This is a genomic window from Alkalimonas collagenimarina, assembly GCF_030717845.1.
GTDB lineage: Bacteria > Pseudomonadota > Gammaproteobacteria > Enterobacterales > Alteromonadaceae > Alkalimonas > Alkalimonas collagenimarina.
The window spans coordinates 1-21,348 of record NZ_JAUZVZ010000014.1 but is presented as its reverse complement, the minus strand read 5'-3'; the positions used below and the strand labels follow the sequence as shown (position 1 = coordinate 21,348).

Genomic DNA, 21,348 nt, shown 5'->3' with positions numbered 1-21,348 from the left:
GAACCATAGCGGAATCGCTCCGTTCAGGCAATACAGAGGGCGACTAGTCTGGACGTTATGCCAATGCATACCAGTCTCTGGCACTGAACTGGCTTAATTGCTGCCAATCGCGGTGGTTTAATCCGAGCTGTTGGCAGGTGTCGAAGTAATGCTGCCAAAGTTGTTGATAACTGCCCTGCCATAAGCACAGCGGAAAATTACTGGCCAGCATCAGTTGCTTGGTAGGTAGGTGTTGCAACGCGACCTCCAGCACTTGCTGTAACCAGTTGGCATCGAAAAAGCTTTGCTGCCCGGCATGCGCCATTTCCCAACCCGATAACTTCATCGCAATGTTGGGTCGCTTAGCCAGTGGACCAAGCTGCTGTTGCCATCGTTGAATATTGGACGGTTGAACCAGGCCTGCGTGATTCAGCACCAGCCGCAGGCCTGGATGACGCTCAGCCAGTTGCCAGATCCGGCTGGCATTGACAGGGTTACTCAGATCGCACTGGATTTCGAGCAGCAATTGTTGCTGCTCAAGCCAGCCCGCTATGGTATCCAACTGTGGGCTATGCAGCAAAGCTTCATCAGCACCTTCGAAAATATGCCGTACCCCGGCAGGTTGAAATGGCTGCAAGGCTGCCAACTTATGCTCAACCTCAGCAAGAGATGCACTACAGTCCAAAAAAGCCACGCCACGCCAGGCACAAGGCCAATGCTGCGCCTTTAGCCATGCCAACTCGCGCTCTGGCTGCGCGTTATCAAAACCTGCTTCGATGGCGACAGCACCAACCACACGAAACGGCTCTTGTAGTTGTATCGCGCCAGGCAAGTAATCCTGCTGTAACAAGTCTTTATCTGGCCAGATGGGGGGGTGACCGGAGCGCAACCAATGATAATGGCCAGCCGTTAATTGCCAGACATGCAGATGTGGATCGATAATGTCGATCATCGGTTCACTCATTGCGCCGTGTAACCGCCGTCGATCAGTTGCAAACTGCCGGTAATAAACGCCGCTTCAGCACTGACTAAAAAACTCACGAGCGCTGCCACTTCCTCCGGTTGCCCCAAACGCCCAAGCGGCTGTTCAGCGGCTTCTTCCGCATGCACTTCAGTTGGGTTGCGGCCGCTTTTTTGGCAATAACGTTCAATAGCAGCGTGATACAGTGGCGTTTCGATAGTACCCGGGCATACGGCGTTGCAACGAATACCGTATTCGGCATAATCCAGTGCTGTCGTTTTTGCCATTGACGCCAGTGCTGCTTTGGTCAGGTTGTAAGCGAAAGAGCTTCGCTTGGCAATCAGCGCCTGATCGGAGGCCATCAACACGATAGCGCCCTGTTGCTGTTGCTTCATTTGCGGCAAAACGGCCTGCACAGCGGCAAACGCCCCTTTAACATTCAAGGCAAGCAATTCATCAAGCATAGCTTCACTGGTGTCTTCAATGGTCGCCGATAGATGCTTACCCGCATTGGATATCAATACATCAACACGGCCATACTTAGCGATCACTTGCTCAATCGCAGCTTTCACAGCCGACACCTGGCTGACATCACATTCAATATAATGCCCAGCATCTGATGGCTGAATATCCAGATTCACAACCTGATAATTTTCAGCCTCAAGCCGCTTAACAATGGCATAGCCAATGCCGTTTGACCCACCGGTGACCACCGCAACTTTTTGCATCTACCCTTCCTCTTTGACCGCGCCAACCTGATCCAGCACATGGCTTTTTCAGTATGATAACAGATTTTATTGTCTGGTCAGCTTGTACCCATTGCCCAGCCTGTTTACACTCGTTACTCTATTAGACTTTGTATTTTCAATGATTTGATAAGGATACTGCAATGAAGACTCTCACTGCCGGACAAGATGCTCCTCAATTTTCTCTCGCCGATCAGCATGGCAATCAAGTGGCTTTGAGCGATTTCACGGGTAAAAAAGTGCTGGTCTATTTTTACCCACGTGCATCGACACCAGGCTGTACCGTGCAAGCCTGTGGTTTACGTGACAGCAAAGCCGAACTGGAAAAGCTTGGCGTGGTGGTGTTGGGTTTAAGCCCGGATACGCCTAAAAAGCTGTTAAACTTTGCCAGCAAACAAGATTTAAACTTTACCCTACTGGCTGATGAGGATCATGCAGTCGCCGACGCCTTTGGTGTGTGGGGACCGAAAAAATTTATGGGTCGGGTCAGCGATGGCATTCACCGCACCTCTTTTTTGATCGATGAGCAAGGTAAGATTGCCCATGTCTTCGACAAATTCAAAACTAAAGACCATCATGAGGTCGTGCTTGATTATGTACAAGCGAATTAACGTCAATACAGTGCACGCATGCCCTACTTATTCGAACCATCGAACGCGGAGACTTATTATGCAACGTACTACCCAATCTGTACTCACCACGGCAGCTCTTATTTTTAGCCTAAATACTCAGGCAACGACCATAGAAACGGAACAAGGTGCTATTCAGGTCACCACCATCACTGAGGGTTTGCAGCACCCTTGGGGGCTGGCATTTTTGCCCGATGGGCGCATGCTGGTGACGGAGCGAACAGCACAGTTGCGTTATGTCACTGCCGATGGAGAAAAGAGCGAGCCTATCCAAGGCTTACCAGATATTCTGGTAAGTGGTCAAGGCGGTTTACTGGATGTCGTATTGGCACCTGATTTTGCTGACAGTAAGCACATCTATTTCAGTTACAATGAGCCTGCGGCCAGTGGAGGCAGTAGCACTGCCGTAGCTCGAGCTGTCTTGAATGGTCAGCAGCTGGAGCAGCTGGAGGTTATTTTTAGTGCTCAACCTAAAATTGAAAGCCGCCATCACTTTGGCAGTCGTCTGGTGTTTACGGACGATGGCTATCTGTATATCGCGTTGGGCGATCGTGGCTCACGCCGTGACGATGCACAAACCCTGGATACACATCATGGCAAGGTTGTCCGTTTGTACCCGGATGGCCGCATCCCTGCATCCAACCCTTATGTTGGCAACGACGATGCCTTAGATGAGATTTGGTCCTACGGCCACCGCAACATACAAGGTGCCGCATTGCACCCCGTCACGCAGCAGCTATGGACCCATGAGCATGGTCCGCAAGGTGGTGACGAAGTCAATATCACTGAAGCTGGCAAAAACTATGGCTGGCCAGTCATCACTTATGGCGAAGAGTACGGTGGCGGAGTGATTGGTAAAACTCATAAAGAAGGCATGGAGCAGCCACTGCATCAGTGGACCCCTTCCATTGCGCCTAGTGGTATGGCCTTCTATACCGGCGATTTGTTTTCAGACTGGCAAGGCAACTTACTGGTTGGTGCGCTGCGTTATCAGTTAGTGGCACGTTTAGTGTTAGACGGTGATACCGTTACGCATGAAGAGCGCATAGATATAGGCATGCGTATCCGTGATGTTCGCCAGGGACCAGATGGTGCCGTGTATCTGATAACGGATGAACCCAACGGTAAAGTTCTAAAGCTAACACCTGCCAGCGAATAGTTTATTCAATGCAGCCAGCCGTGTGCTGGCTGCATTGTATGCGTAGCTGGTACGATACTATTCAGGGACTTCTGTCGCCGGATGAACCCGTGTAGACCAGGCTGTAATGGTTGCTTTAACCAGTGAGGCCAACGGAATCGCAAAGAAAATGCCCCAAAAGCCAAATAACCCGCCAAAGAACAACACCGCAACAATGATAAAGACCGGGTGTAAATCGATCGCTTCAGCAAACAGCAGTGGTACAAGCAAGTTACCATCAAGTGCCTGAATCAAGCCATAAGCCAGCATCAGATAACCAAACTGAGCGCTAAACCCCCACTGAAATAAGGCCACTAAGGCAATGGGTAGTGTAACTACTGCGGCACCTATATAAGGAATTAATACAGAGAAGCCAACCAAAACGCCTAGCAGCAATGGGTAGTTCAAACCAAACATCGCAAACACCGCATAGCTGACTGCACCCACAATAATGATTTCGAGAATTTTACCGCGAATGTAATTCATAATTTGCAGGTTCATTTCATGCCAGACTTGACTGATCAGTTTCCGCTCTGAGGGCAAAAGAGCCGTAAACCGCTCTTGCAGCAGCTTTTTATCTTTTAGCATAAAGAAGACCAGCAAAGGCACCAAAATCAGATAAATCATTAATGCCACTAAGTCCACAATGGAAGCCAGAGACAGAGATAGCATATCCCGGCCAAACGCCATTAAACGTTCATCCACCGATTGCATAAAAATGTTGACCTGCTCAGTACTGATCATGCCGGGGAATGCATCAGGCAGCTCCAGCAAGTATTGCCGCCCCTGCTCTATCATAATAGGCATATCACGCAGTAAGGTCCTTCCCTGATGCCAGAATAATGGCATAATCCACATCAGTATCAGGGTACTGAGTGTTAAAAAAGTCATGACCACCAAGGTGGTACTAATACTGCGTGACAGTCCCATTCGAGACAACCTTGCTACTGGCCATTCCAGTAGATACGCGAATGCAATCGCAACCAATAAAGGCGCCAGGATGCCGCCGAGCCAATAAATAGCCAGAAAGCCAATTAACAGCATTAGAAAGAGAACGACCACCTGAGGATCAGAGAATTTATGGGTGTACCACTTTTTTAGCCAAGACAGCATGACACCGGCTCCTTTGTAAAATTATTAATCGGGCTAAGCACCCTTTCTATTTTATGGTAGATTATCAGATATCGTTGACAAGATAATTGCTAATTTCATGTTGAACTTCAATTCGTTTCGATAGCCTAATCGAATCAAGCTCGTTCACGTTTTGAAGTTTACATAGCATTGAACAGGACATAAAGAAGTAGCCAATGATGCATCGTTTAGCACAGTGTTCAACACCGAACTTTTTCTCCAGTGGGTTTTTGTCTCGTCTGATGGTATGCATGCTCTGCTTAGTTGGCAGTGCTGCCAGCCAGGCAAACAACTTGCCTGATCTTGGCGGTAGCGGCTTCTCCACACTGACACCCGATAAAGAAAAAGCCATTGGTGACGTATTAATGCGTCAGGCCAGAGGTAGCCTGCCGATGGTGTATGACCCTTTACTGGATGAGTACATTAATGCGCTGGGCAATAAACTGGTTGCCAATGCTAATGATGTCCGCTTCCCCTTTCGCTTTTACTGGGTTGACGATCGAAATATCAACGCCTTTGCCACACTTGGTGGCCACATTGCATCCCATACCGGCACACTCGCCATTTCTGACTCGGAAAGCGAGTTTGCATCGGTGATGGCGCATGAGGTTGCTCACGTCACGCAACGCCATATTGCTCGCTTTGTCGAAGCGCAAAGCCAGCGTGCTCCATTGACCATAGCCGGTTTATTGGGTGCTATCGTGCTGGCAACGGTCAACCCGGAAGCAGGGATGGCCGCGATGATGGCGACTCAGGGGGCTCAAGCGCAGGCATCGATTAACTTTACCCGTAGTAATGAGCAAGAGGCGGATCGCATCGGTATGCAAATACTGGTGGATTCGGGTTTTGACCCCAATGCTGTGCCTGCCTTTTTCAATAAATTGGCTGAGCGTACCCGCTTTATGAATCAACAACTGGCCTTTTTGCAAACGCACCCCTTATCGGCAGCGCGTGTGAGTGATACCCGCATTAGAGCTGAGCGCTATCCAACCCGCCATGTACCTGACAGCCAGGATTACACGCTAAGCAAAGCCCGTGTACTGGCTCGTTATCATCATAAAAACGAGGATGTAGTCAGCATCTTTCAAAGCCGCTTGCGTCAGACCGGTGGCAATACCCGCGCCAACCAGTATGGCTTGGCCATTGCTTTACTCGACAGCAATAAATACAGCGAGGCTGAAACCATCATTGTCGACTTGCTCGAAAAAGATGAATACAACCTGTATTATATTGATGTTTATACAGATATTTTACTGGGTTTGAATCGTGCCTCTGAAGCGCTCGACATGCTTGAATATCACTATCGCTTACGACCAAACAATCAGGTCGTCACGTTAAATTATGCCAATGCCGCCATTAAAGCAGGAGGCAACCGGCTTGCCATTCATCTGCTGCGAGATATGCTGCACTTCAAGCCGGACAATATTCTGGCCTACGATTTAATCGCTAAAGCCTATGAGAACCTTGAAGATTTTTCACGCTTTTACGAAGCACGTTCAGATTTCTATTATCAACTGGCAAACTACCCTCGCGCCATTGATGACTTGCAAGAAGCTTTAAATCATCTGAGTAGCAGTGAAAAACTAGAGAATCGTCGTCTGGAATCAAAACGTCGCTCTTTGCAGGCAGAGTTTGATCGTTTAAGACGGATGTAATCCAATCACTAGCTCGGGGCGTATTTCAGCTAACATTTTGCACTGCTAACTAAGTTTCTCTACAATAGCCGCATTTGTTGTCTGGAGCCGCCCATGCTGACCATTTATCATAACCCACGCTGTTCAAAAAGCCGTCAGGCGCTTGAAATCTTACAGCAGCATTCACTTGACATCACCGTGGTAGAGTACCTGAAACAGCCACTTAGCCCGGCTGAGTTGGAAGCATTGCTGGCCAAATTGGGCATGACCCCACGACAGCTTCTCAGAACCGGTGAACAAGACTATAAAGATTTGCAGTTGAGCCAAACAACTAAGAGCGACCAACAGCTCATTGCCGCCATGAGTCAATACCCTAAACTGATGGAACGGCCTATCGTAGTCCGTGGCGATAAAGCGGTTGTAGGCCGCCCACCAGAGCGCGTATTGGAGCTGCTGGCATGAGTGCCAGCGTGCTTATTCTGTATTACTCCAAACATGGTTCAGTTGCCCGGTTAGCAGAAAAAATAGCTATCGGGGTTGGCCAGGCAGGCGCGGAAGCCATTATCCGAAGCGTTCAGCCGCTATCTCAAGATGAAGAGCCTGAACACGCCATTGTGCAAGCCGCTGATCTAAAGCGCTGTGATGCACTGATCGTTGGCAGCCCGGTTCGTTTTGGTGTGATGGCCGCGCCATTAAAAGCCTTTTGGGATCAAACCAGCTTTGAATGGATCCGGGGCGATTTAATTGATAAACCAGCAGGTGTCTTTACCTCATCGGGCAGTATGCATGGTGGCAATGAAAGTACCTTGCTCGGAATGATGCTGCCCTTGCTGCATCATGGCATGTTGTTGTGCGGTATCCCCTACAGCGAATCAGCTTTAAACAGCACTGAGCAAGGCGGCACACCCTATGGGCCCAGCCATGTCAGTGGCATGAGTGGCAACAAGCCTATCAGTCGGGATGAGCATCAACTTTGTCTGGCTTTTGGCCAACGCATCGCCACGCTGACTTTACAACTTATTTCAGGAAAACAGTGATATGAATGCAGGCAAACCTGAGCAGCTAGCAACCGCACCGATCAAGATGGCTAGCGCCACCAGGCAGTTTTTACTGTTAGGCCGTATTGGTTATTTTGGGTTATTGCTGCTGATCCCAGCTTGGTTCCTTTGGTTGGCGCCGCCAACACTCGGCAACCCGTATTTGCTGACTTTTATGCTGTGGCTACCGTTATGGTTTCCATTGGCAGGAATACTCAAAGCAGATGCTTACACCTTTGCCTGGGCCAACTTTATTGTCATGATCTATTTCATCCACAGCCTCACCAATCTGTGGCTCGCATCCGGGCTGTATCTGTGGCTCTCGGTACTGGAGTTATTGCTCTCGCTGGCGATGTTTATTGGCTGCACCTATTATGCCCGGTTACGCGGTCAGGAGCTGGGGTTAAAAATCCCCCGGCTCAAAGATGATCCACGGCTCTAGAGCACGCCCTGCTCAACGCCTGGCATACTCCAGTGGCAGCACAGTACAGCTATTTTGCTGGCAGCTTGCTTCTGGCTCAATCAACGCCTCACAGGTGCCGACCGTTCCCAGGCGCTGATGCTGGCGTTGACGAAGTTGGCTAAATTTATCACTGGTATCCAATAACACCTCTTCATCCGTAGCCAGAGTCGAGTAGGCAATGAATTGTTCAGCACCACCACAAGGGCGGACACCTTTAGCCAGCACTTTGCACTCGCTGTGTTGCTGACACTGCTTGTCTTCAGTCAGTTGTTCCATCCGACGTTCCAGCTGACGCAAATTCACCTGAAGTTGAGCCAAAGAGCCATCCAGTTCAGTGAGTAAAGCGGCTCGTTGTTGTTCCTCATCCAGCTGCACGCAACTGGCCAGGCTGATAAAACAAAGCAGCACAGCTGCTTTTTGCCACGCTATTCCCATGATATTCCTCTCCCTGGCACGACGCCTAACCGAGACAGCCCGTTTTCAACGTTGTCATCTGCTGGACATAATTCGTGCCATTTGCAGTACATTGACGTACCGGCCATACTGAAAGGCGAAATCGGTCAGTTCAGCTTCAACTTCAAAGCCAAAACGCTCATACAACGCCACCGCTGCTTCATTACTGCTATAAACTTGCAACTCCAATCGATGAATATTCAGCCAGTTATCAGCCATTTCTAACGCCGATCGCAACAAAGCCGAACCAATCCCCTGCCCTTGATAGGGTTCAGACACCGCCATACCAATATCAGCAACATGGCGCCGGCGCTGATTCTGAAACTGCTGCAAGCCCAGCTGCCCCACTAGCTCGCCATCCAGTTCCGCAATCAGGTTATAAAAGCCAGCTGTTGGCTGACACAGCGCTTGCCAGTGGCTCACCGACTGATAAGGCAATTGCAAGGTGTTGGCAAAAATACTGGGTTGCTGATAAATCATTTGCAATGCTGCCGCATCTGACAGCTCAGCGTGACGGATTATAACCGACATGGATCGATCCTTCTGTAAAGAAATGTATCAATTTATTTACCTGCTATTTCAAGCACATTCAGACATAAAAAAGTGCCAAAACAAGTTGGGATGTATCTATCCAAGTAGCACTTGGGTATAAAAGCAGTGAAGCAGATTTAGTGAACAGGCACAAGCAGCTTGTACCTGTTCACTGAGACGATCAGAGTTGAGCTTCGAGCTCAGGAAGGACAGTAAAGAGGTCAGCTACCAAGCCATAATCAGCCACCTGGAAGATAGGTGCTTCTGCATCTTTATTGATGGCCACGATGATTTTAGAATCTTTCATCCCCGCCAGATGCTGAATAGCTCCGGAAATACCCACAGCTATGTACAGATCAGGAGCGACTATTTTACCTGTTTGGCCTACCTGCATATCATTCGGAACAAAGCCGGCATCAACCGCAGCACGTGATGCTCCTATCGCTGCACCAAGCTTATCTGCGATACCCTCCAGCAAACTAAAGTTCTCACCATTTTGCATGCCGCGACCACCTGAAATAACCACCTTAGCAGCCGTCAACTCTGGGCGTTCAGATACCGTCAGCTCTTCATGCACAAAAGCAGATAAACCGGTATCTTTAACAATATCGATGGATTCAATACTGGCTTGCCCTTCTTCAGTAACGGCATCAAAGGCTGAGCTTCGCACGGTAATCACCTTGATAGTGTCAGCAGACTGCACCGTGGCAATCGCATTACCGGCATAGATCGGGCGAACAAAAGTATCTGCCGATTGTACTGCGATAATATCGGAAATCTGTGCTACATCCAGCAAAGCAGCAACACGTGGTAAAAAGTTTTTACCCGTTGTGGTTGCCGAGGCCACCACATGGCTGTAATCAGTCGCCAGCTCCGTCACCAGAGCAGCTACATTCTCTGCCAACTGATGGCCATAGGCTGCGTGATCAGCCACTAAAACTTTGCTTACTCCAGTCAGCTTGGCTGCTTGTTCCGCCACCGCCTTGCATCCTTCACCGGCTACCAGCACATGAATATCGCCGCCCATTTGGCTGGCTGCAAGCACGGTTTTGTGTGTTTCAGGCTTTAACTGCTGATTCGCATGTTCTGCAATTACCAAAGTTGTCATTGGATCACCTTCGCTTCATTCTTTAATTTATCCACCAGTTCTTCAACCGACTCAACCACCACACCGCCAGTTCTGCCTGCAGGTGCCGCGACGTTCAAGTAAGTGACTTTCGACTCCAGTGCCACACCAAAATCAGTCGCTGCCATGACATCCAATGGCTTCCGCTTGGCTTTCATAATATTAGGTAATGAGGCATAGCGCGGTTCATTTAAACGTAAATCAGTACTCACGACTGCCGGCAGCGACAACTCGACGGTTTGCAAGCCACCATCAATTTCACGCGTGACCTGAACTTTATTGTCGTCAGTCAGCTCCACTTTGGAGGCAAAAGTACCCTGCCCCATGTTGGCGAGTGCAGCCAGCATCTGGCCGGTTTGGTTATTATCTGAATCAATCGCTTGCTTGCCAATAATCACCAACTGAGGCTGCTCTTGCTCAACCAGCTTGTGCAATAGTTTTGCCACCTGCAATGAGTCAAGCTGAGCTTCGGTATCAATCTGAATCGCGCGATCAGCGCCCAGTGCTAAAGCTGTACGCAGCTGCTCCTGCACCGCTTTGGGGCCAATAGACACCACCACTACTTCAGTGGCTTTACCGGCTTCTTTTAAACGCACAGCTTCTTCCACTGCAATTTCGCAGAAGGGGTTCAGTGCCATCTTAACGTTGGCTAAATCCACACCGCTTTGATCAGCTTTAACCCGGACTTTAACGTTGTAGTCGATGACCCGTTTTACCGGCACTAGTATTTTCATAACATCCTCACATTGGTAGGGAGACAACTCATTGCTATTTACAGCAAGGTTGACGTGAAGGTAAACTCACTTGATAAGCATGCTGACAATCTACTTACTGTTGACGTTAACGTCAACCTACAATAGGCTTAACAGGCAGTTCTGGACTGAATTCGCTGTAAATAATAACATCCACTAGCCGTGCAGACGAGTAGCAAGCACTTCAGAGACAGCGTTAATTTGATAAAAATCAGGGTAGCAATGCGTGCAATACGGTATTTCTTTAGTTTCCCTGCAGAACCATAACCACAACGAACGAGGTCAAACGTGGACGTACAAAGAGAAGCAATGGAATTTGACGTAGTTATTGTCGGTGCAGGACCGGCGGGCCTTTCAGCCGCGATTAAGCTGATGCAACAGGCAAAAGCAGCCGACAAGGAGCTGATGGTCTGTGTGGTGGAGAAAGGCTCCGAAGTCGGTGCCCACATTCTATCTGGTGCCGTATTTGAACCCCGAGCGTTGCAAGAGCTATTCCCCGACTGGAAAAGTATGGGCGCACCGCTGAATACGCCTGTTGTCCATGACGATATTTATCTGTTTCAGTCCGAACAAAATGCCAAAAAGCTACCTGCGATGGCCGTGCCAAAAACCATGCACAATAGCGGCAATTACATTGTCTCGATGGGCAATGTCTGTCGCTGGTTGGCTGAGCAGGCCGAACAACTCGGTGTTGAGATCTTTCCGGGCTTCCCGGCGGCCGGGTTGATTGTTGAAGACAATGTCGTTAAAGGTGTGATTACCGGCGATATGGGGCTCGATGTTGATGGTAGCCCCAAAAGCAGCTTTGAACCAGGTATGGAGTTAAGAGCCAAATACACTATTTTTGCAGAAGGCTGCCGTGGTCACCTCGGTAAGCAATTACTGCAACAGTACCAACTGGATAAAGCCTGTTCCCCACAACATTATGCCATTGGATTCAAAGAAATCTGGGACGTCGATGCCAGCCACCATCATCCGGGTTTAGTCGTTCACAGTGCGGGCTGGCCACTGGCAAAAGATACCTCGGGTGGTGGCTATTTGTATCATGCAGAAAACCAGCAAATCTTAGTCGGGTTGATTATCGATTTAAACTATTCCAACCCGCACCTGAGCCCGTTTGAGGAATTCCAACGCTACAAACAACACCCGGTTATCAAACAATACCTGGCTGGCGGCAAACGGGTCAGCTATGGTGCAAGAGCCATTACCAAAGGCGGGCTAAACAGCTTACCTAAAATGAGCTTCCCTGGTGGCTTACTGGCAGGCTGTGAAGCAGGCACACTGAACTTTGCCAAAATTAAAGGCAACCATACTGCCATGAAATCCGGCATGCTGGCGGCAGAGACTATTTTTGCTGCCTTGTCAGCGGAGGATGCTGGCGGCAAAGATCTGACCGATCATCAACAACGCTTTGAGCAAAGTTGGCTATACAATGAATTGTATTGTTCGCGCAACTTTGGCCCCGCCATGCACAAGTTTGGTACCTTCTGGGGTGGTGCGTACAATACCATCGAGCAAAACTGGTTTGGTGGCAAACTGCCATGGACATTAAAAGACAACAGTTTGGATCATGCCCAGTTGCAAAGCGCCAGTGCTGCACCTGCTATTCACTATCCAAAACCAGACAATCAACTGAGCTTTGATCGCTTATCCTCTGTCTATTTGTCCAACACCAACCACGAAGAAAAACAGCCTTGTCATTTGAAACTGAAAGATGCCAGCATCCCGATCCGTGACAACTTGCCTCAGTTTGCCGAGCCTGCACAGCGCTACTGCCCGGCGGGTGTATATGAAATCATCGAGAACGATGCAGGTGAAGCACAATTTCAAATTAATGCGCAAAATTGCATTCATTGCAAAACCTGCGACATTAAAGATCCGGCGCAAAATATTACCTGGGTGACCCCAGAAGGCCCGGGAGGCCCTAACTACCCGAATATGTAAATCATGAAGGAGCCTCCGGGCTCCTTTTTTTGTGTGTAATCAAAGTGAGACTGACAAAATCAGCCGCTGTTTTGTATTGTATTCACGTGAAAATACGTCTATTTTTAACCGATAGTCCGAAAAAATCACTCAGAGCGGGATAAATGAAGTATGGCAACGAAAACACCAACCATTGAACCAACAGAGACGAATGAAACAGTGACTGATGAGGTTATTGCGGTTCGCTCTGTTCCTGCTCATAAGCAATCTGATACTGAATCACCGTCTTTTGCTGGTGAACGCTACATGTATTTCACCGAGCGGGATTTAAACCGGATTCTGGCCAATCTGGATGCACTTCGAGAAACGGTTTTCCCGAATAGTGGCTTAGAACATGAGATCAGTGCACCTAAACGACAGCACTTCCCGTCGGTTTGCTTAATAGGCCTCGGCCGCTGCGGCTCCAATATCGCCCTCGATGTTGCATCACTGGTGTACAACGCTCGTAATTTTTATCTCAATGAATTTAATAACGAAGAAAAGCAAAATCGGGAGCAGGAATACCGCCCGATGCGCTGGATTAAGCGCAGCTTGCATCTAAAGCCATCCAATGCATTGAAACCAGTATTTTTGATCGAGCCGCTGGTGATGCTGGGCGATCTGGATAAAGACATTGAAGGACGCATTCGCTTTTCCAATAAAGGCGAAACCAGTGGTTTTCTGCATGACTACACTAAAATGAAAATCATGGATTTATCCGAGGTACATGCCGGTGGTGCCGGTAATGCGCCAATTTTGGGCCAGTATCTGGCGAAAATCATCTTAAATAAAGATACTCAACGTTTCTCAAATGCTGATTGGAAGTTTATTCACTCCTACCTGATTGATTCTTGCGGTATTAAAGCCAACCAATCACGTTTGTATTTTTACATTTTCAGTGCAGGCGGTGGTACCGGCTCAGGCATGGCTTCTGAGTTTGGCCTGGCACAACAATATGCCTACATGAGCAAAACCTTCGATACCCGCACCCTGCCGGAAAATGAAGAAAATCGTGGTCACTCCTTTGTCTTTGAGCCTATTTTCACCAGTGGTATCTGTATTTTGCCGAATATTTCCGACCATGGCGTTGAGATGTCAGAGGCACTGCATATCAACGCAGGCCGGCTGCTGTGCAAATACTTAGCCGAAGAATGGGATTTTTCCTACAACTTTGACAACGAAGACAGCAGCGAATCCAGTGTCATGCATCGCATCCGCCCCTGGAATGCAATGATGCTTATTTCCAATGACATTATGCGCTATGCCGAAGAAACCGACGATGGTGATATTCAGCACATCGACGTCAATGCCATGGAGAAGTATGCCAATCAATACATTTCGCAGCAGATTTTCAACATTTTAACGGCGCAGGCTGTCACTACTGATTATGATGAGAACTACTTCCGCCGGGCAGGCATTGATATTGGTGAAACCATACGTTTAGACGCCAACGATCTCTTTATGAGTCTGGCAGGCCCTGTTGCAGTCGCCTATGCCGAATCCGTGATCCCAGCGGGCGCAGCCAATGCAGAAAAGGTGAAATTGTTCGATAAGCAGCAATCCGGTCTGGACATTGATGATTTATTTTTCCGCTCTATTGACCTGCCACATTTTAATAAGGTCACACAAGCAATTGAAGGCATTAGCTTGTTGCCGATTGAATCAGAGCGTTATCGGCAAACTCTGGCTGACTACAAGAAAAACGGCTACAACGCTTCAGAATTAAAAGATCTGCATTTCTTTAAGAATTGCTCATCGGTGGTGTCGATTGTTTCGCTGCCAAAAGATTACAAGTTATCCTACATGGATCTGAATAAGCTGAAATCTCACCTGAATAGCTTATTCCCGAATACCACTCTGAAACGCTATGCGCTGGTCATTGGTGCTTCAGCCAATATCTCGCTCACCACTTTGATCGTAAAAAGCCCCTGTTTAAGCGATGACTTTTTGACGTTGATTGTCGCTTACATCAAACGCTGCTTTGCCAAAGACGGCTACCGTTTCGATGAGCAGTTGGATGAAGCCATGCTCGATTTCATCCGTAACGAAGACTTTGATGAGGACTTAGTGGATAGCATGCTGCATGAGTTTGAAAATCCAGCCAAAATTCTGGATACCAACTGGTATGCCATTAAACCCATGTACGAGAAAAAATACCGTGAGTTGATCAACAATAAAGATAAGTTTATCTCGATCAATGACATTCGCTTAACCCGGGACAATGTCAAAAAAGCGATTAAATACCTGCGAGAAATTTACCGTCACAAAATCAGCAAAACCCGTGTTATTTCATTGAATAATGAAACCACTCCCCCTGCCAAAAGCAGTAAAAGCAAAACCACGGACTAACCGAAACAGCCTCAGCAGCAACAGCTGCTGAGGCGAGTTGCTCTTATGGCAACGCCTGACCCCGTGCTGCTACATACAACTGATACCAATGCTCCCGGCTTAACTCAACAGCGAGCGCCTGCGGACAAGCCTTAATCCGCTCTGGCGATAAGGTCCCAATCACTGGCTGGATCGCCGCGGGATGACGCAGTAGCCATGCCAACACGATAGCTTCAGCCGATATCTGGTAGTCTGCAGCCAACTGCTGAACCACCTCTGCAGTTGCTTGCTCTGCTGCTGTTTCTGGTGCACGACCACCACTGTATAAGCCCTGAGCCAGGCTCCCCCAGGCTTGCAGCTGAATCGCATGCAGTTGGCAAAACTCCACCGTACCTGCGGCAAAGTGAACATTGGCTCCACTTGGCATACCAGTTAACACGCCTTCCTCAACCCAATGATGATCGGCCAGACTCATTTGCAATTGATTGACTTGCAATGGTTCGGCGACAGAACGCTGCAATAACTGCAACTGTGGCCAAGCCATGTTGGATACGCCAAAGGCTCTGACTTTACCTTCCTGCTGCAACCGGTGGAACACATCCGCCACCATCTCTGGTTGCATCAGTGGGTCCGGCCGGTGCAGCAACAGCAGATCCAGATAGTCGGTCTGCAAGCGGCGCAGCGATGCCTCGACGCTGGAGCGAATATAATCAGCCGAAAAGTCATAGCGCCCAACATGCTGCCCATCTGCAAAGCGAATACCGCATTTGCTTTGGAGCACCAACTGCTGCCGATCCAGTTGGTGCTGGCGCAAAAAATCACCAAACACCTGCTCCGACTTTCCATGGGTATAGATATCGGCATGATCAAAACAGTTGATGCCTTGCTCTAGCGCAGTTTCAAGTGCAGCAAAGGCTTTATGCCTGGCTACTGAACTGATTGGGCTCTGATCCCAGCTCCCGCCTAAATGCATGCAGCCATAAACCAGACGACTCACCGTAGGCAATGATTGACGAAGTGGAAAAGTCATAAAGCAGAATGATCCTAATCAACATAGATGTAGTTCGACTATAACATTATTGCTTGCACCCCGACATACACATACACTTGAACAATCTTTAGCATTCGTATGCAAGCCAGCTGGAAGTACTATGCCCTCTTCTGCCTTAAAATCCTATCTGCTGCCCTTGCTGGCAGGGCCCCTTAGTTTTCTTCTGCTCAGCAGTATAGAAGTGCCCTTTGCTGGCATGAGTCACCATGCCTGGCTGATTGCAGCATTAACCCTATGGATGGCCATATGGTGGATCAGTGAAGCCGTGCCTATCCCGGTGACCTCACTCCTGCCGATTATTCTCATCCCATTGCTTGGCCTGGATTCGTTAGGTGCCGTCACAGCCCCTTATGCCCATCCGTTAATTTTCTTATTTCTCGGTGGGTTCTTATTGTCCATTGCCATGGAGCGCTGGGAGCTGCACCGTCGTATTGCCTTGCATGTCATGCTGATTGTCGGCAGTAAGCCAGCTCAGCAAATCGCTGGTTTAATGGCGGTGACCGCCTTTCTATCCATGTGGATGTCTAATACCGCTACTTCGGTGATGATGCTGCCGATTGCTCTTTCCATCATCGCTTTGCAGGAGTCGCATCAGAGCGAACAGAATACTATTGCTAAGCCGATGATGCTTGCTATCGCCTACTCAGCCAGCATCGGCGGTGTTGCCACTTTAATTGGCACGCCACCCAATGCCCTGTTAGCCGCTTACCTGCAAAGCAATTATGATATTCAGATTGGCTTTGCTCAGTGGATGCTGCTTGGAGTGCCTATCGCCATGACTTTATTAGTATTGTGTTGGTTTTGGCTAACACGCTGGGCCTTTCAGCTGGATCAAGTCAGCCTGCAGGATACCCGGGGCCTGTTTCAAGGCGAGTTGCAGCAACTGGGGCCGATCACTGCAGCGGAAAAGCGCGTACTGGCGATTTTTTTGTTTGCCGCCATCGGTTGGATCAGCCGCTCCACCGTGCAACAACTAACTGGCTGGCCGTTGGACGATACCATCATTGCTTTAATGGCCGCCAGCCTGCTGTTTATTGTACCGATTAACTGGAAAAGTGGTCAGCGCATTCTGAACTGGGAGGATACCAAAAAGTTACCCTGGGGCATTTTATTGCTGTTCGGTGGTGGTTTGGCCTTAGCCGGCCAAATTCAAAAATCAGGGCTGGCCGATTTTATCGCTTTGCAAGTCGGTGGTCTGGATGGTTTGTCGGTGATTTTATTGGTCGTGCTGGTGACCAGCATTATTATCTTTTTAACCGAGGTCACCAGCAACACAGCTACAGCAGCAGGTTTCCTACCCTTGCTTGGCCCGGTGGCATTGGCGCTCGACACCAGTGTTGCTATGTTAGTCGTACCAGCCGCCCTCGCCGCCAGCTGCGCCTTTATGATGCCCGTCGCCACACCGCCCAATGCCATTGTGTTTGCCTCCGGTAAGCTAAAGATCATTGATATGGTTAAAGCAGGCTTTGCGCTCAATATAATGTCAATTGTGGTGATCAGCGCCTTTTGTTACCTGTTGGTGGAGAAAATCTTTGGTTTTTAAGTCAGTAGCCTATAGCTTTGCTGCAAACTAAAGTGGTGACTCTATACCCTTGGTTGCATAGCACAGCTAAACCAACTACTCTTGATAGTGTTCACCTGGTAAATCGTGCATGATGCAAAGGTATTTCAACAAAAAGCAAAGTTTGTCCGAAAAACAATAAGTTCAAGGATCTATACATGATGAATAAATTAATAAAGTCCAGTGTCGTCGGTGCAATACTAGTTTTTGGTACGCTAATTTTTACTGCAAGTCAGGCAACCGCAGGGATATACACCTCTGATCAGGTTATCGCCGACCAACAACATCAATTCAACAAGCAGCAGGTGCTGGCGTTTGTCGACGATGCTCAGGTGCAGACTCAACTGATTGCGCTGGGTGTCAGCCCGGCTGATGCCAAATTGCGTATCGCCAACATGACCAATGCCGAGCTGGAAGCTTTTAACAGCCAGCTTAACGAAATGCCTGCTGGTGGCGTTGTCGGTACCATCATCACAGTGCTGGTGGTTGTGGCAGTGCTTGACCTGATGGGTATTACCAACGTTTATCCTTTTATCCGGCCAATCGGCTCTTAATTCTTGAAGCCAGAATTACAACAGACCAGCCAGTATGCTGGTCTGTTCGCTTTTATACTGCTGGCTCTGACTGCCTGCCAGACCCCACCTCAAACCAAACAATTATTGGCAACGCCCCCAGCCATTGCCAGTGCTTACCAAATTGACCAGGTGCCCTTTTATCCGCAACAGGAATTTTTCTGTGGTCCTACAACTTTAGCTGAAGTTGCTGGCTTTCACGGCCTGAGCAAAAGCCCGGACGATATTGCCCCGGCCACTTTTACGCCAGCGTTGGAAGGTACGCTACAAATTGAAATGGCAGCGGCGACGCGGCAGCTTGGCATGGTGGCTTATACCCAGCATCGTGCTGATATGAGCCAGCTATTAAGTCTGGTCGCCGAGGATATTCCGGTGATCGTGCTACAGAATAACTCCATCGGCTGGCTGCCGCAGTGGCATTATGCCGTGGTGGTGGGGTATGACATGAATGCCAAACAAGTGATCCTCCATACCGGAGTCACTGAATCGCATCACCTTAATTTTTCGACCTTCGAGCGCACCTGGCGGCGCGCTAACTATTGGTTATTGGCCATGCTTCCTGCCGACAAAACCAGCGAGCAGCTTGACCCATTTATTTATACCAAAGCGTGTCAGGATTTAATGAACACCGGGCAAACCGAGGCAGGTATAGCCGCGCTTGTCAGCGCAACGAAGCAATGGCCAGATTACTGGCTGCCCTATTTTTTACTGGGCAATCATTACTTTTCAAGTCAGCCTTTACAAGCTGCCAACTGGTTTGAGCAAGGTTTGGCGTTTGCGCAGCAACAAGTGCCCTATCTGAACAATTATGCGGTGCTACTGAGCGAGCTTGGCTGTCACAATCAAGCAAGCAGCTTGATTGAGCAAGCATTGCAGATAGCACCTACTGATAGCATTTTGTTGAGCAGCCAGCAAACCATCCAAGCCGCTCAGCAGACAGCTGGTGCAGATGAAGCACAATGCCAAAGGCTGCAGGTTAACCGATAAATATCTGGTGCCCCTGCCGTCAGCAAGGATGCTGAAAGCAGCAGGCCCTCATTGAGCATGAGATAAGAGAGCACCGATATGTGTTATCTTCTTCCATGATTACCGAGAAGAATACCGTTTACGCTCAGGTCCTCATCCAACTGCGGCCAATGAATTCCCTCTCCGTCACCAAGTATTTCCCAGTCTTTTAGCTGAGATTCAGTGGCGCGGGATAATGAAGGGAACCACGTCAGTGGAACTGAAATGGTACGTCCGTCTACGAGCTCTATAATAAGCGAGTCCAAGTCGAAACTGACTGACTGTGCAAGGGGATGATGTTCAACTGCTAAAGTAGCCATTCCAAGCCTCCAAAAACGTATCTCTATTTTCGACAACGAGTTGCTCGAGTTTTCTCAACTCTTTAGACGCAAACCTTGTAGAGCTTGCCAGGGCTACTGGTTGTAACCAGAACTTAGCAAGCATCTTCTCACGTTGAATATGTATGTGGGCGGGCTCCGCGTTCTCATTACTGTAAAAAAAGAAACGATAAGGCCCTATTCTTAATACTGTTGGCATGCTTAAAGATTATCCTAGAAAGAGCACAACGCCAAATCGGAGATAACGCCGCCATAAACGGCGCGAGTTTTCGAGCGTCCGGCGAACGTAGGGAGCGAATTTAATGGCCTTGTTAGCTAATCGGCGACTTAAGCCAGCCATTCTGATTCCTTTCAAATTTAAATTTACTCTCAATATAGGTGTTCAAACAATACGCAAAAGCAAACAAAAATGATGGGGAGCAAGAAATATCAGACTGGCTTTCATAGGCATAGCGCCAGTTAACAAAAATACTCTCGTGCTCACTCAATTGGTGGAGTAGCTCACTCTCCCTATAGGCCGGATTTTGAGTCAAAAAATGTGACGTTACAGATTCCTTGGTTGCCATTCCTATTTTCTGGAATAAGTCGTGAATATTATGTCCTACAACGGCCTTTCTGGTTTCGTTTATCAGTAGAATTTTTATACAGATCTCAATAGCGAGAGAGCAACTCAGTATGACCGGAGTCGTCGGCCACTTAGTCTCCCCGGAATCATTGATACCTTCACTATCAATAATTATCTTTGCTCCTGAGATGAGTGAGCGAGATTGTTCAAACATTGATGGTATGTCAAATTGGCCTAACGAAGTCAGTTGCATTCAACTCCCCAACGTTTGATGTCTGAAGCTGTATCTGCTGCGTCAGATGCATATGATGATGCGCGCGATGCTTCAGAGTATGCCCAATCAGCATTTTCCATAGCTTGATACGCAAAATAGGCAGAGCTAAGAGCAATGATGGCGATAACAATATTTGATACAAGCATTGTTTTTAGTAATTTTTCAGTATTCATACATTTCTCATTTTTAGGTTAGCTAACGCCTGAATTAAGCCGCGCCGCGAAGCGGCGTCGGCTTGAATGAATTGTTAGGTGCTGCCCTTGGAACGCCGGGGACTGCACCCCGAGAACTCGGGCTCCCCTGGCTGCAGACTACGATACTTGTAGGTCAGCGGATAGCCGAGATAAATGGCTTTGGTCCGCTGGCTTTCAAGCGTAATGCCATCTGGCACCGCAACCTCCAGAGTGTTCGCATCCAGCCAACGGAGCCCAATGCCATGTTCTACAGTATGAAATGCAACGACGTTCCCGCCCAAGCGCTGCGAGTCAACTAAGCAGTCCGTCATGGCTTGAGTAGTCACGCCACCAGATCCATAGTCCGTTTGGTAGTAGTAGGCGCTGCACTTGCCGCCGGCATAACTGACTGGCGATGCCTTACAAGTTGGATAGTCAGGGCTGGGGCAACCAGCGAGCAGTGCCGATAGGCACGCGATGCCTGCAACGGGTATCCACTGAGCCATGAGCAGCACCTAACATTATATTCATGCGCCAGCTCGAAAGCTCATTTTATATATTCGGTACAAATCTATATAAGCAATTGTTACTTATAACTTTGTGTAAAATGAGTTCCAGATATCAAACCGGCAAAACGAGCTGGCTTGTTTTGTCGGGGAGCTATTCTTGTTTTGTCGTTTTTTATACAGCTAAGCAGTTAAACTAGAACACTTTTTATCAACTGGCAAGCTGCATTTTGTTGATAAAGCGCTAGCATTCGTGCTTACTTTCAAAAAGTGGCAGATATAACTGTGGATGACTACAGGGTATAGAGGCTTGATTGCGGTTAAACACGGCTACGGGCAGGAGTGTTTTGATGCTGATAAATTGCGGACACAAAAAAGCAGCCGTCAGGCTGCT

24 protein-coding genes are annotated in these 21,348 nt (G+C 48.5%); 11 read left to right on the top strand and 13 right to left on the bottom strand.

Going from position 1 to position 21,348, the window contains the following annotated elements; all coding sequences use genetic code 11:
- Positions 1 to 55 precede the first annotated feature (55 nt).
- Positions 56 to 931: an amidohydrolase family protein gene (locus Q3O60_RS10945; protein ID WP_305893973.1), complete on the bottom strand. Its 876-nt coding sequence runs from the start codon at positions 929 to 931 to the stop codon at positions 56 to 58.
- Between the two features lie 8 nt (positions 932 to 939).
- On the bottom strand, positions 940 to 1,668 hold the full coding sequence (locus Q3O60_RS10940) for an SDR family NAD(P)-dependent oxidoreductase (protein ID WP_305893972.1): 729 nt from the start codon (positions 1,666 to 1,668) through the stop codon (positions 940 to 942).
- A 161-nt stretch (positions 1,669 to 1,829) separates the two neighbouring features.
- Between Q3O60_RS10940 and bcp the strand changes: the two genes are divergently transcribed.
- The gene (bcp, locus tag Q3O60_RS10935; RefSeq protein ID WP_305893971.1) at positions 1,830 to 2,297 is read left to right on the top strand and encodes a thioredoxin-dependent thiol peroxidase; all 468 of its coding nucleotides are present in this window, start codon (positions 1,830 to 1,832) and stop codon (positions 2,295 to 2,297) included.
- Positions 2,298 to 2,355: 58 nt separating this feature from the next.
- Positions 2,356 to 3,474, top strand: coding sequence for a PQQ-dependent sugar dehydrogenase (locus tag Q3O60_RS10930; protein WP_305893970.1), 1,119 nt, complete (start codon positions 2,356 to 2,358; stop codon positions 3,472 to 3,474).
- A 57-nt stretch (positions 3,475 to 3,531) separates the two neighbouring features.
- On the opposite strand, the gene Q3O60_RS10925 is transcribed toward Q3O60_RS10930, so the two are convergent.
- On the bottom strand, positions 3,532 to 4,605 hold the full coding sequence (locus Q3O60_RS10925) for an AI-2E family transporter (RefSeq protein WP_305893969.1): 1,074 nt from the start codon (positions 4,603 to 4,605) through the stop codon (positions 3,532 to 3,534).
- Positions 4,606 to 4,799: 194 nt separating this feature from the next.
- Here Q3O60_RS10925 and bepA point away from each other — a divergent pair, with 194 nt between their 5' ends.
- The 4 genes from bepA to Q3O60_RS10905 all read left to right on the top strand — a co-directional run bounded on the left by bepA (position 4,800) and on the right by Q3O60_RS10905 (position 7,736).
- Complete coding sequence (gene bepA / locus Q3O60_RS10920) at positions 4,800 to 6,278, top strand: beta-barrel assembly-enhancing protease (RefSeq protein WP_305893968.1); 1,479 nt, start codon at positions 4,800 to 4,802, stop codon at positions 6,276 to 6,278.
- A 93-nt stretch (positions 6,279 to 6,371) separates the two neighbouring features.
- Positions 6,372 to 6,719, top strand: coding sequence for an arsenate reductase (glutaredoxin) (arsC, locus tag Q3O60_RS10915; RefSeq protein ID WP_305893967.1), 348 nt, complete (start codon positions 6,372 to 6,374; stop codon positions 6,717 to 6,719).
- Positions 6,716 to 7,294 carry an NAD(P)H:quinone oxidoreductase gene (gene wrbA, locus Q3O60_RS10910; protein WP_305893966.1) on the top strand — a complete coding sequence of 193 codons (579 nt, stop codon included), beginning with the start codon at positions 6,716 to 6,718 and terminating at the stop codon, positions 7,292 to 7,294. The genes arsC and wrbA overlap by 4 nt, the downstream gene beginning before the upstream one ends.
- 1 nt (position 7,295) lies before the next feature.
- Positions 7,296 to 7,736: a DUF2069 domain-containing protein gene (locus Q3O60_RS10905; protein WP_305893965.1), complete on the top strand. Its 441-nt coding sequence runs from the start codon at positions 7,296 to 7,298 to the stop codon at positions 7,734 to 7,736.
- A gap of 12 nt (positions 7,737 to 7,748) precedes the next feature.
- Here Q3O60_RS10905 and Q3O60_RS10900 read toward each other — a convergent pair whose 3' ends face one another.
- The 4 genes from Q3O60_RS10900 to Q3O60_RS10885 all read right to left on the bottom strand — a co-directional run bounded on the left by Q3O60_RS10900 (position 7,749) and on the right by Q3O60_RS10885 (position 10,601).
- A complete protein-coding gene (locus Q3O60_RS10900) occupies positions 7,749 to 8,192 on the bottom strand; it encodes a hypothetical protein (protein ID WP_305893964.1) in 444 nt (147 codons plus the stop codon).
- 54 nt (positions 8,193 to 8,246) lie between these two features.
- The gene (locus Q3O60_RS10895; protein ID WP_305893963.1) at positions 8,247 to 8,741 is read right to left on the bottom strand and encodes a GNAT family N-acetyltransferase; all 495 of its coding nucleotides are present in this window, start codon (positions 8,739 to 8,741) and stop codon (positions 8,247 to 8,249) included.
- 181 nt (positions 8,742 to 8,922) lie between these two features.
- Positions 8,923 to 9,849, bottom strand: a complete 927-nt coding sequence (locus tag Q3O60_RS10890; protein ID WP_305893962.1) for an electron transfer flavoprotein subunit alpha/FixB family protein — start codon at positions 9,847 to 9,849, stop codon at positions 8,923 to 8,925.
- Positions 9,846 to 10,601 (bottom strand): electron transfer flavoprotein subunit beta/FixA family protein, encoded by a 756-nt coding sequence (locus Q3O60_RS10885; RefSeq protein WP_305893961.1) that lies wholly within the window; start codon positions 10,599 to 10,601, stop codon positions 9,846 to 9,848. The genes Q3O60_RS10890 and Q3O60_RS10885 overlap by 4 nt, the downstream gene beginning before the upstream one ends.
- 327 nt (positions 10,602 to 10,928) lie before the next feature.
- Between Q3O60_RS10885 and Q3O60_RS10880 the strand changes: the two genes are divergently transcribed.
- Together Q3O60_RS10880 and Q3O60_RS10875 are read left to right on the top strand one after the other, a co-directional pair.
- Positions 10,929 to 12,563, top strand: coding sequence for an electron transfer flavoprotein-ubiquinone oxidoreductase (locus Q3O60_RS10880; RefSeq protein WP_305893960.1), 1,635 nt, complete (start codon positions 10,929 to 10,931; stop codon positions 12,561 to 12,563).
- A gap of 150 nt (positions 12,564 to 12,713) precedes the next feature.
- Positions 12,714 to 14,930 carry a hypothetical protein gene (locus Q3O60_RS10875; protein WP_305893959.1) on the top strand — a complete coding sequence of 739 codons (2,217 nt, stop codon included), beginning with the start codon at positions 12,714 to 12,716 and terminating at the stop codon, positions 14,928 to 14,930.
- A 43-nt stretch (positions 14,931 to 14,973) separates the two neighbouring features.
- Here Q3O60_RS10875 and Q3O60_RS10870 read toward each other — a convergent pair whose 3' ends face one another.
- Positions 14,974 to 15,939 carry an aldo/keto reductase gene (locus Q3O60_RS10870; RefSeq protein WP_305893958.1) on the bottom strand — a complete coding sequence of 322 codons (966 nt, stop codon included), beginning with the start codon at positions 15,937 to 15,939 and terminating at the stop codon, positions 14,974 to 14,976.
- A gap of 121 nt (positions 15,940 to 16,060) precedes the next feature.
- Here Q3O60_RS10870 and Q3O60_RS10865 point away from each other — a divergent pair, with 121 nt between their 5' ends.
- The 3 genes from Q3O60_RS10865 (at position 16,061) to Q3O60_RS10855 (ending at position 19,080) form a co-directional block, all read left to right on the top strand.
- A complete protein-coding gene (locus Q3O60_RS10865; RefSeq protein ID WP_305893957.1) occupies positions 16,061 to 17,503 on the top strand; it encodes an SLC13 family permease in 1,443 nt (480 codons plus the stop codon).
- A 179-nt stretch (positions 17,504 to 17,682) separates the two neighbouring features.
- A complete protein-coding gene (locus Q3O60_RS10860) occupies positions 17,683 to 18,075 on the top strand; it encodes a PA2779 family protein (protein WP_305894058.1) in 393 nt (130 codons plus the stop codon).
- Between the two features lie 3 nt (positions 18,076 to 18,078).
- Positions 18,079 to 19,080, top strand: a complete 1,002-nt coding sequence (locus tag Q3O60_RS10855) for a PA2778 family cysteine peptidase (protein ID WP_305893956.1) — start codon at positions 18,079 to 18,081, stop codon at positions 19,078 to 19,080.
- Between the two features lie 83 nt (positions 19,081 to 19,163).
- Here Q3O60_RS10855 and Q3O60_RS10850 read toward each other — a convergent pair whose 3' ends face one another.
- From Q3O60_RS10850 to Q3O60_RS10830, 5 genes are all read right to left on the bottom strand, one after another.
- Positions 19,164 to 19,418: a DUF2442 domain-containing protein gene (locus Q3O60_RS10850; protein WP_305893955.1), complete on the bottom strand. Its 255-nt coding sequence runs from the start codon at positions 19,416 to 19,418 to the stop codon at positions 19,164 to 19,166.
- Complete coding sequence (locus Q3O60_RS10845; RefSeq protein ID WP_305893954.1) at positions 19,399 to 19,635, bottom strand: DUF4160 domain-containing protein; 237 nt, start codon at positions 19,633 to 19,635, stop codon at positions 19,399 to 19,401. The genes Q3O60_RS10850 and Q3O60_RS10845 overlap by 20 nt, the downstream gene beginning before the upstream one ends.
- A gap of 112 nt (positions 19,636 to 19,747) precedes the next feature.
- Positions 19,748 to 20,254 (bottom strand): hypothetical protein, encoded by a 507-nt coding sequence (locus Q3O60_RS10840; protein ID WP_305893953.1) that lies wholly within the window; start codon positions 20,252 to 20,254, stop codon positions 19,748 to 19,750.
- Positions 20,245 to 20,448: a hypothetical protein gene (locus Q3O60_RS10835; protein WP_305893952.1), complete on the bottom strand. Its 204-nt coding sequence runs from the start codon at positions 20,446 to 20,448 to the stop codon at positions 20,245 to 20,247. Before Q3O60_RS10835 ends, Q3O60_RS10840 begins: the two co-directional genes overlap by 10 nt.
- A 74-nt stretch (positions 20,449 to 20,522) precedes the next feature.
- Positions 20,523 to 20,954, bottom strand: a complete 432-nt coding sequence (locus Q3O60_RS10830; protein ID WP_305893951.1) for a hypothetical protein — start codon at positions 20,952 to 20,954, stop codon at positions 20,523 to 20,525.
- Between the last annotated feature and the right edge of the window lie 394 nt (positions 20,955 to 21,348).

Bases quoted from the DNA above. Each gene is read 5' to 3' on its own strand.
- Q3O60_RS10865 (WP_305893957.1), top strand. From the start codon at position 16,061: ATGCCCTCTTCTGCCTTAAAATCCTATCTGCTGCCCTTGCTGGCAGGG.
- Q3O60_RS10875 (WP_305893959.1), top strand. From the start codon at position 12,714: ATGGCAACGAAAACACCAACCATTGAACCAACAGAGACGAATGAAACA.
- Q3O60_RS10925 (WP_305893969.1), bottom strand. From the start codon at position 4,605: ATGCTGTCTTGGCTAAAAAAGTGGTACACCCATAAATTCTCTGATCCT.
- Q3O60_RS10895 (WP_305893963.1), bottom strand. From the start codon at position 8,741: ATGTCGGTTATAATCCGTCACGCTGAGCTGTCAGATGCGGCAGCATTG.
- bcp (WP_305893971.1), top strand. From the start codon at position 1,830: ATGAAGACTCTCACTGCCGGACAAGATGCTCCTCAATTTTCTCTCGCC.
- Q3O60_RS10890 (WP_305893962.1), bottom strand. From the start codon at position 9,849: ATGACAACTTTGGTAATTGCAGAACATGCGAATCAGCAGTTAAAGCCT.
- arsC (WP_305893967.1), top strand. From the start codon at position 6,372: ATGCTGACCATTTATCATAACCCACGCTGTTCAAAAAGCCGTCAGGCG.
- Q3O60_RS10870 (WP_305893958.1), bottom strand. From the start codon at position 15,939: ATGACTTTTCCACTTCGTCAATCATTGCCTACGGTGAGTCGTCTGGTT.
- Q3O60_RS10930 (WP_305893970.1), top strand. From the start codon at position 2,356: ATGCAACGTACTACCCAATCTGTACTCACCACGGCAGCTCTTATTTTT.
- Q3O60_RS10905 (WP_305893965.1), top strand. From the start codon at position 7,296: ATGAATGCAGGCAAACCTGAGCAGCTAGCAACCGCACCGATCAAGATG.
- Q3O60_RS10835 (WP_305893952.1), bottom strand. From the start codon at position 20,448: ATGAATACTGAAAAATTACTAAAAACAATGCTTGTATCAAATATTGTT.
- Q3O60_RS10885 (WP_305893961.1), bottom strand. From the start codon at position 10,601: ATGAAAATACTAGTGCCGGTAAAACGGGTCATCGACTACAACGTTAAA.
- bepA (WP_305893968.1), top strand. From the start codon at position 4,800: ATGATGCATCGTTTAGCACAGTGTTCAACACCGAACTTTTTCTCCAGT.
- Q3O60_RS10850 (WP_305893955.1), bottom strand. From the start codon at position 19,418: ATGGCTACTTTAGCAGTTGAACATCATCCCCTTGCACAGTCAGTCAGT.
- Q3O60_RS10880 (WP_305893960.1), top strand. From the start codon at position 10,929: ATGGAATTTGACGTAGTTATTGTCGGTGCAGGACCGGCGGGCCTTTCA.
- Q3O60_RS10860 (WP_305894058.1), top strand. From the start codon at position 17,683: ATGAATAAATTAATAAAGTCCAGTGTCGTCGGTGCAATACTAGTTTTT.
- Q3O60_RS10830 (WP_305893951.1), bottom strand. From the start codon at position 20,954: ATGGCTCAGTGGATACCCGTTGCAGGCATCGCGTGCCTATCGGCACTG.
- Q3O60_RS10945 (WP_305893973.1), bottom strand. From the start codon at position 931: ATGATCGACATTATCGATCCACATCTGCATGTCTGGCAATTAACGGCT.
- Q3O60_RS10840 (WP_305893953.1), bottom strand. From the start codon at position 20,254: ATGCAACTGACTTCGTTAGGCCAATTTGACATACCATCAATGTTTGAA.
- Q3O60_RS10900 (WP_305893964.1), bottom strand. From the start codon at position 8,192: ATGGGAATAGCGTGGCAAAAAGCAGCTGTGCTGCTTTGTTTTATCAGC.
- Q3O60_RS10940 (WP_305893972.1), bottom strand. From the start codon at position 1,668: ATGCAAAAAGTTGCGGTGGTCACCGGTGGGTCAAACGGCATTGGCTAT.
- wrbA (WP_305893966.1), top strand. From the start codon at position 6,716: ATGAGTGCCAGCGTGCTTATTCTGTATTACTCCAAACATGGTTCAGTT.
- Q3O60_RS10845 (WP_305893954.1), bottom strand. From the start codon at position 19,635: ATGCCAACAGTATTAAGAATAGGGCCTTATCGTTTCTTTTTTTACAGT.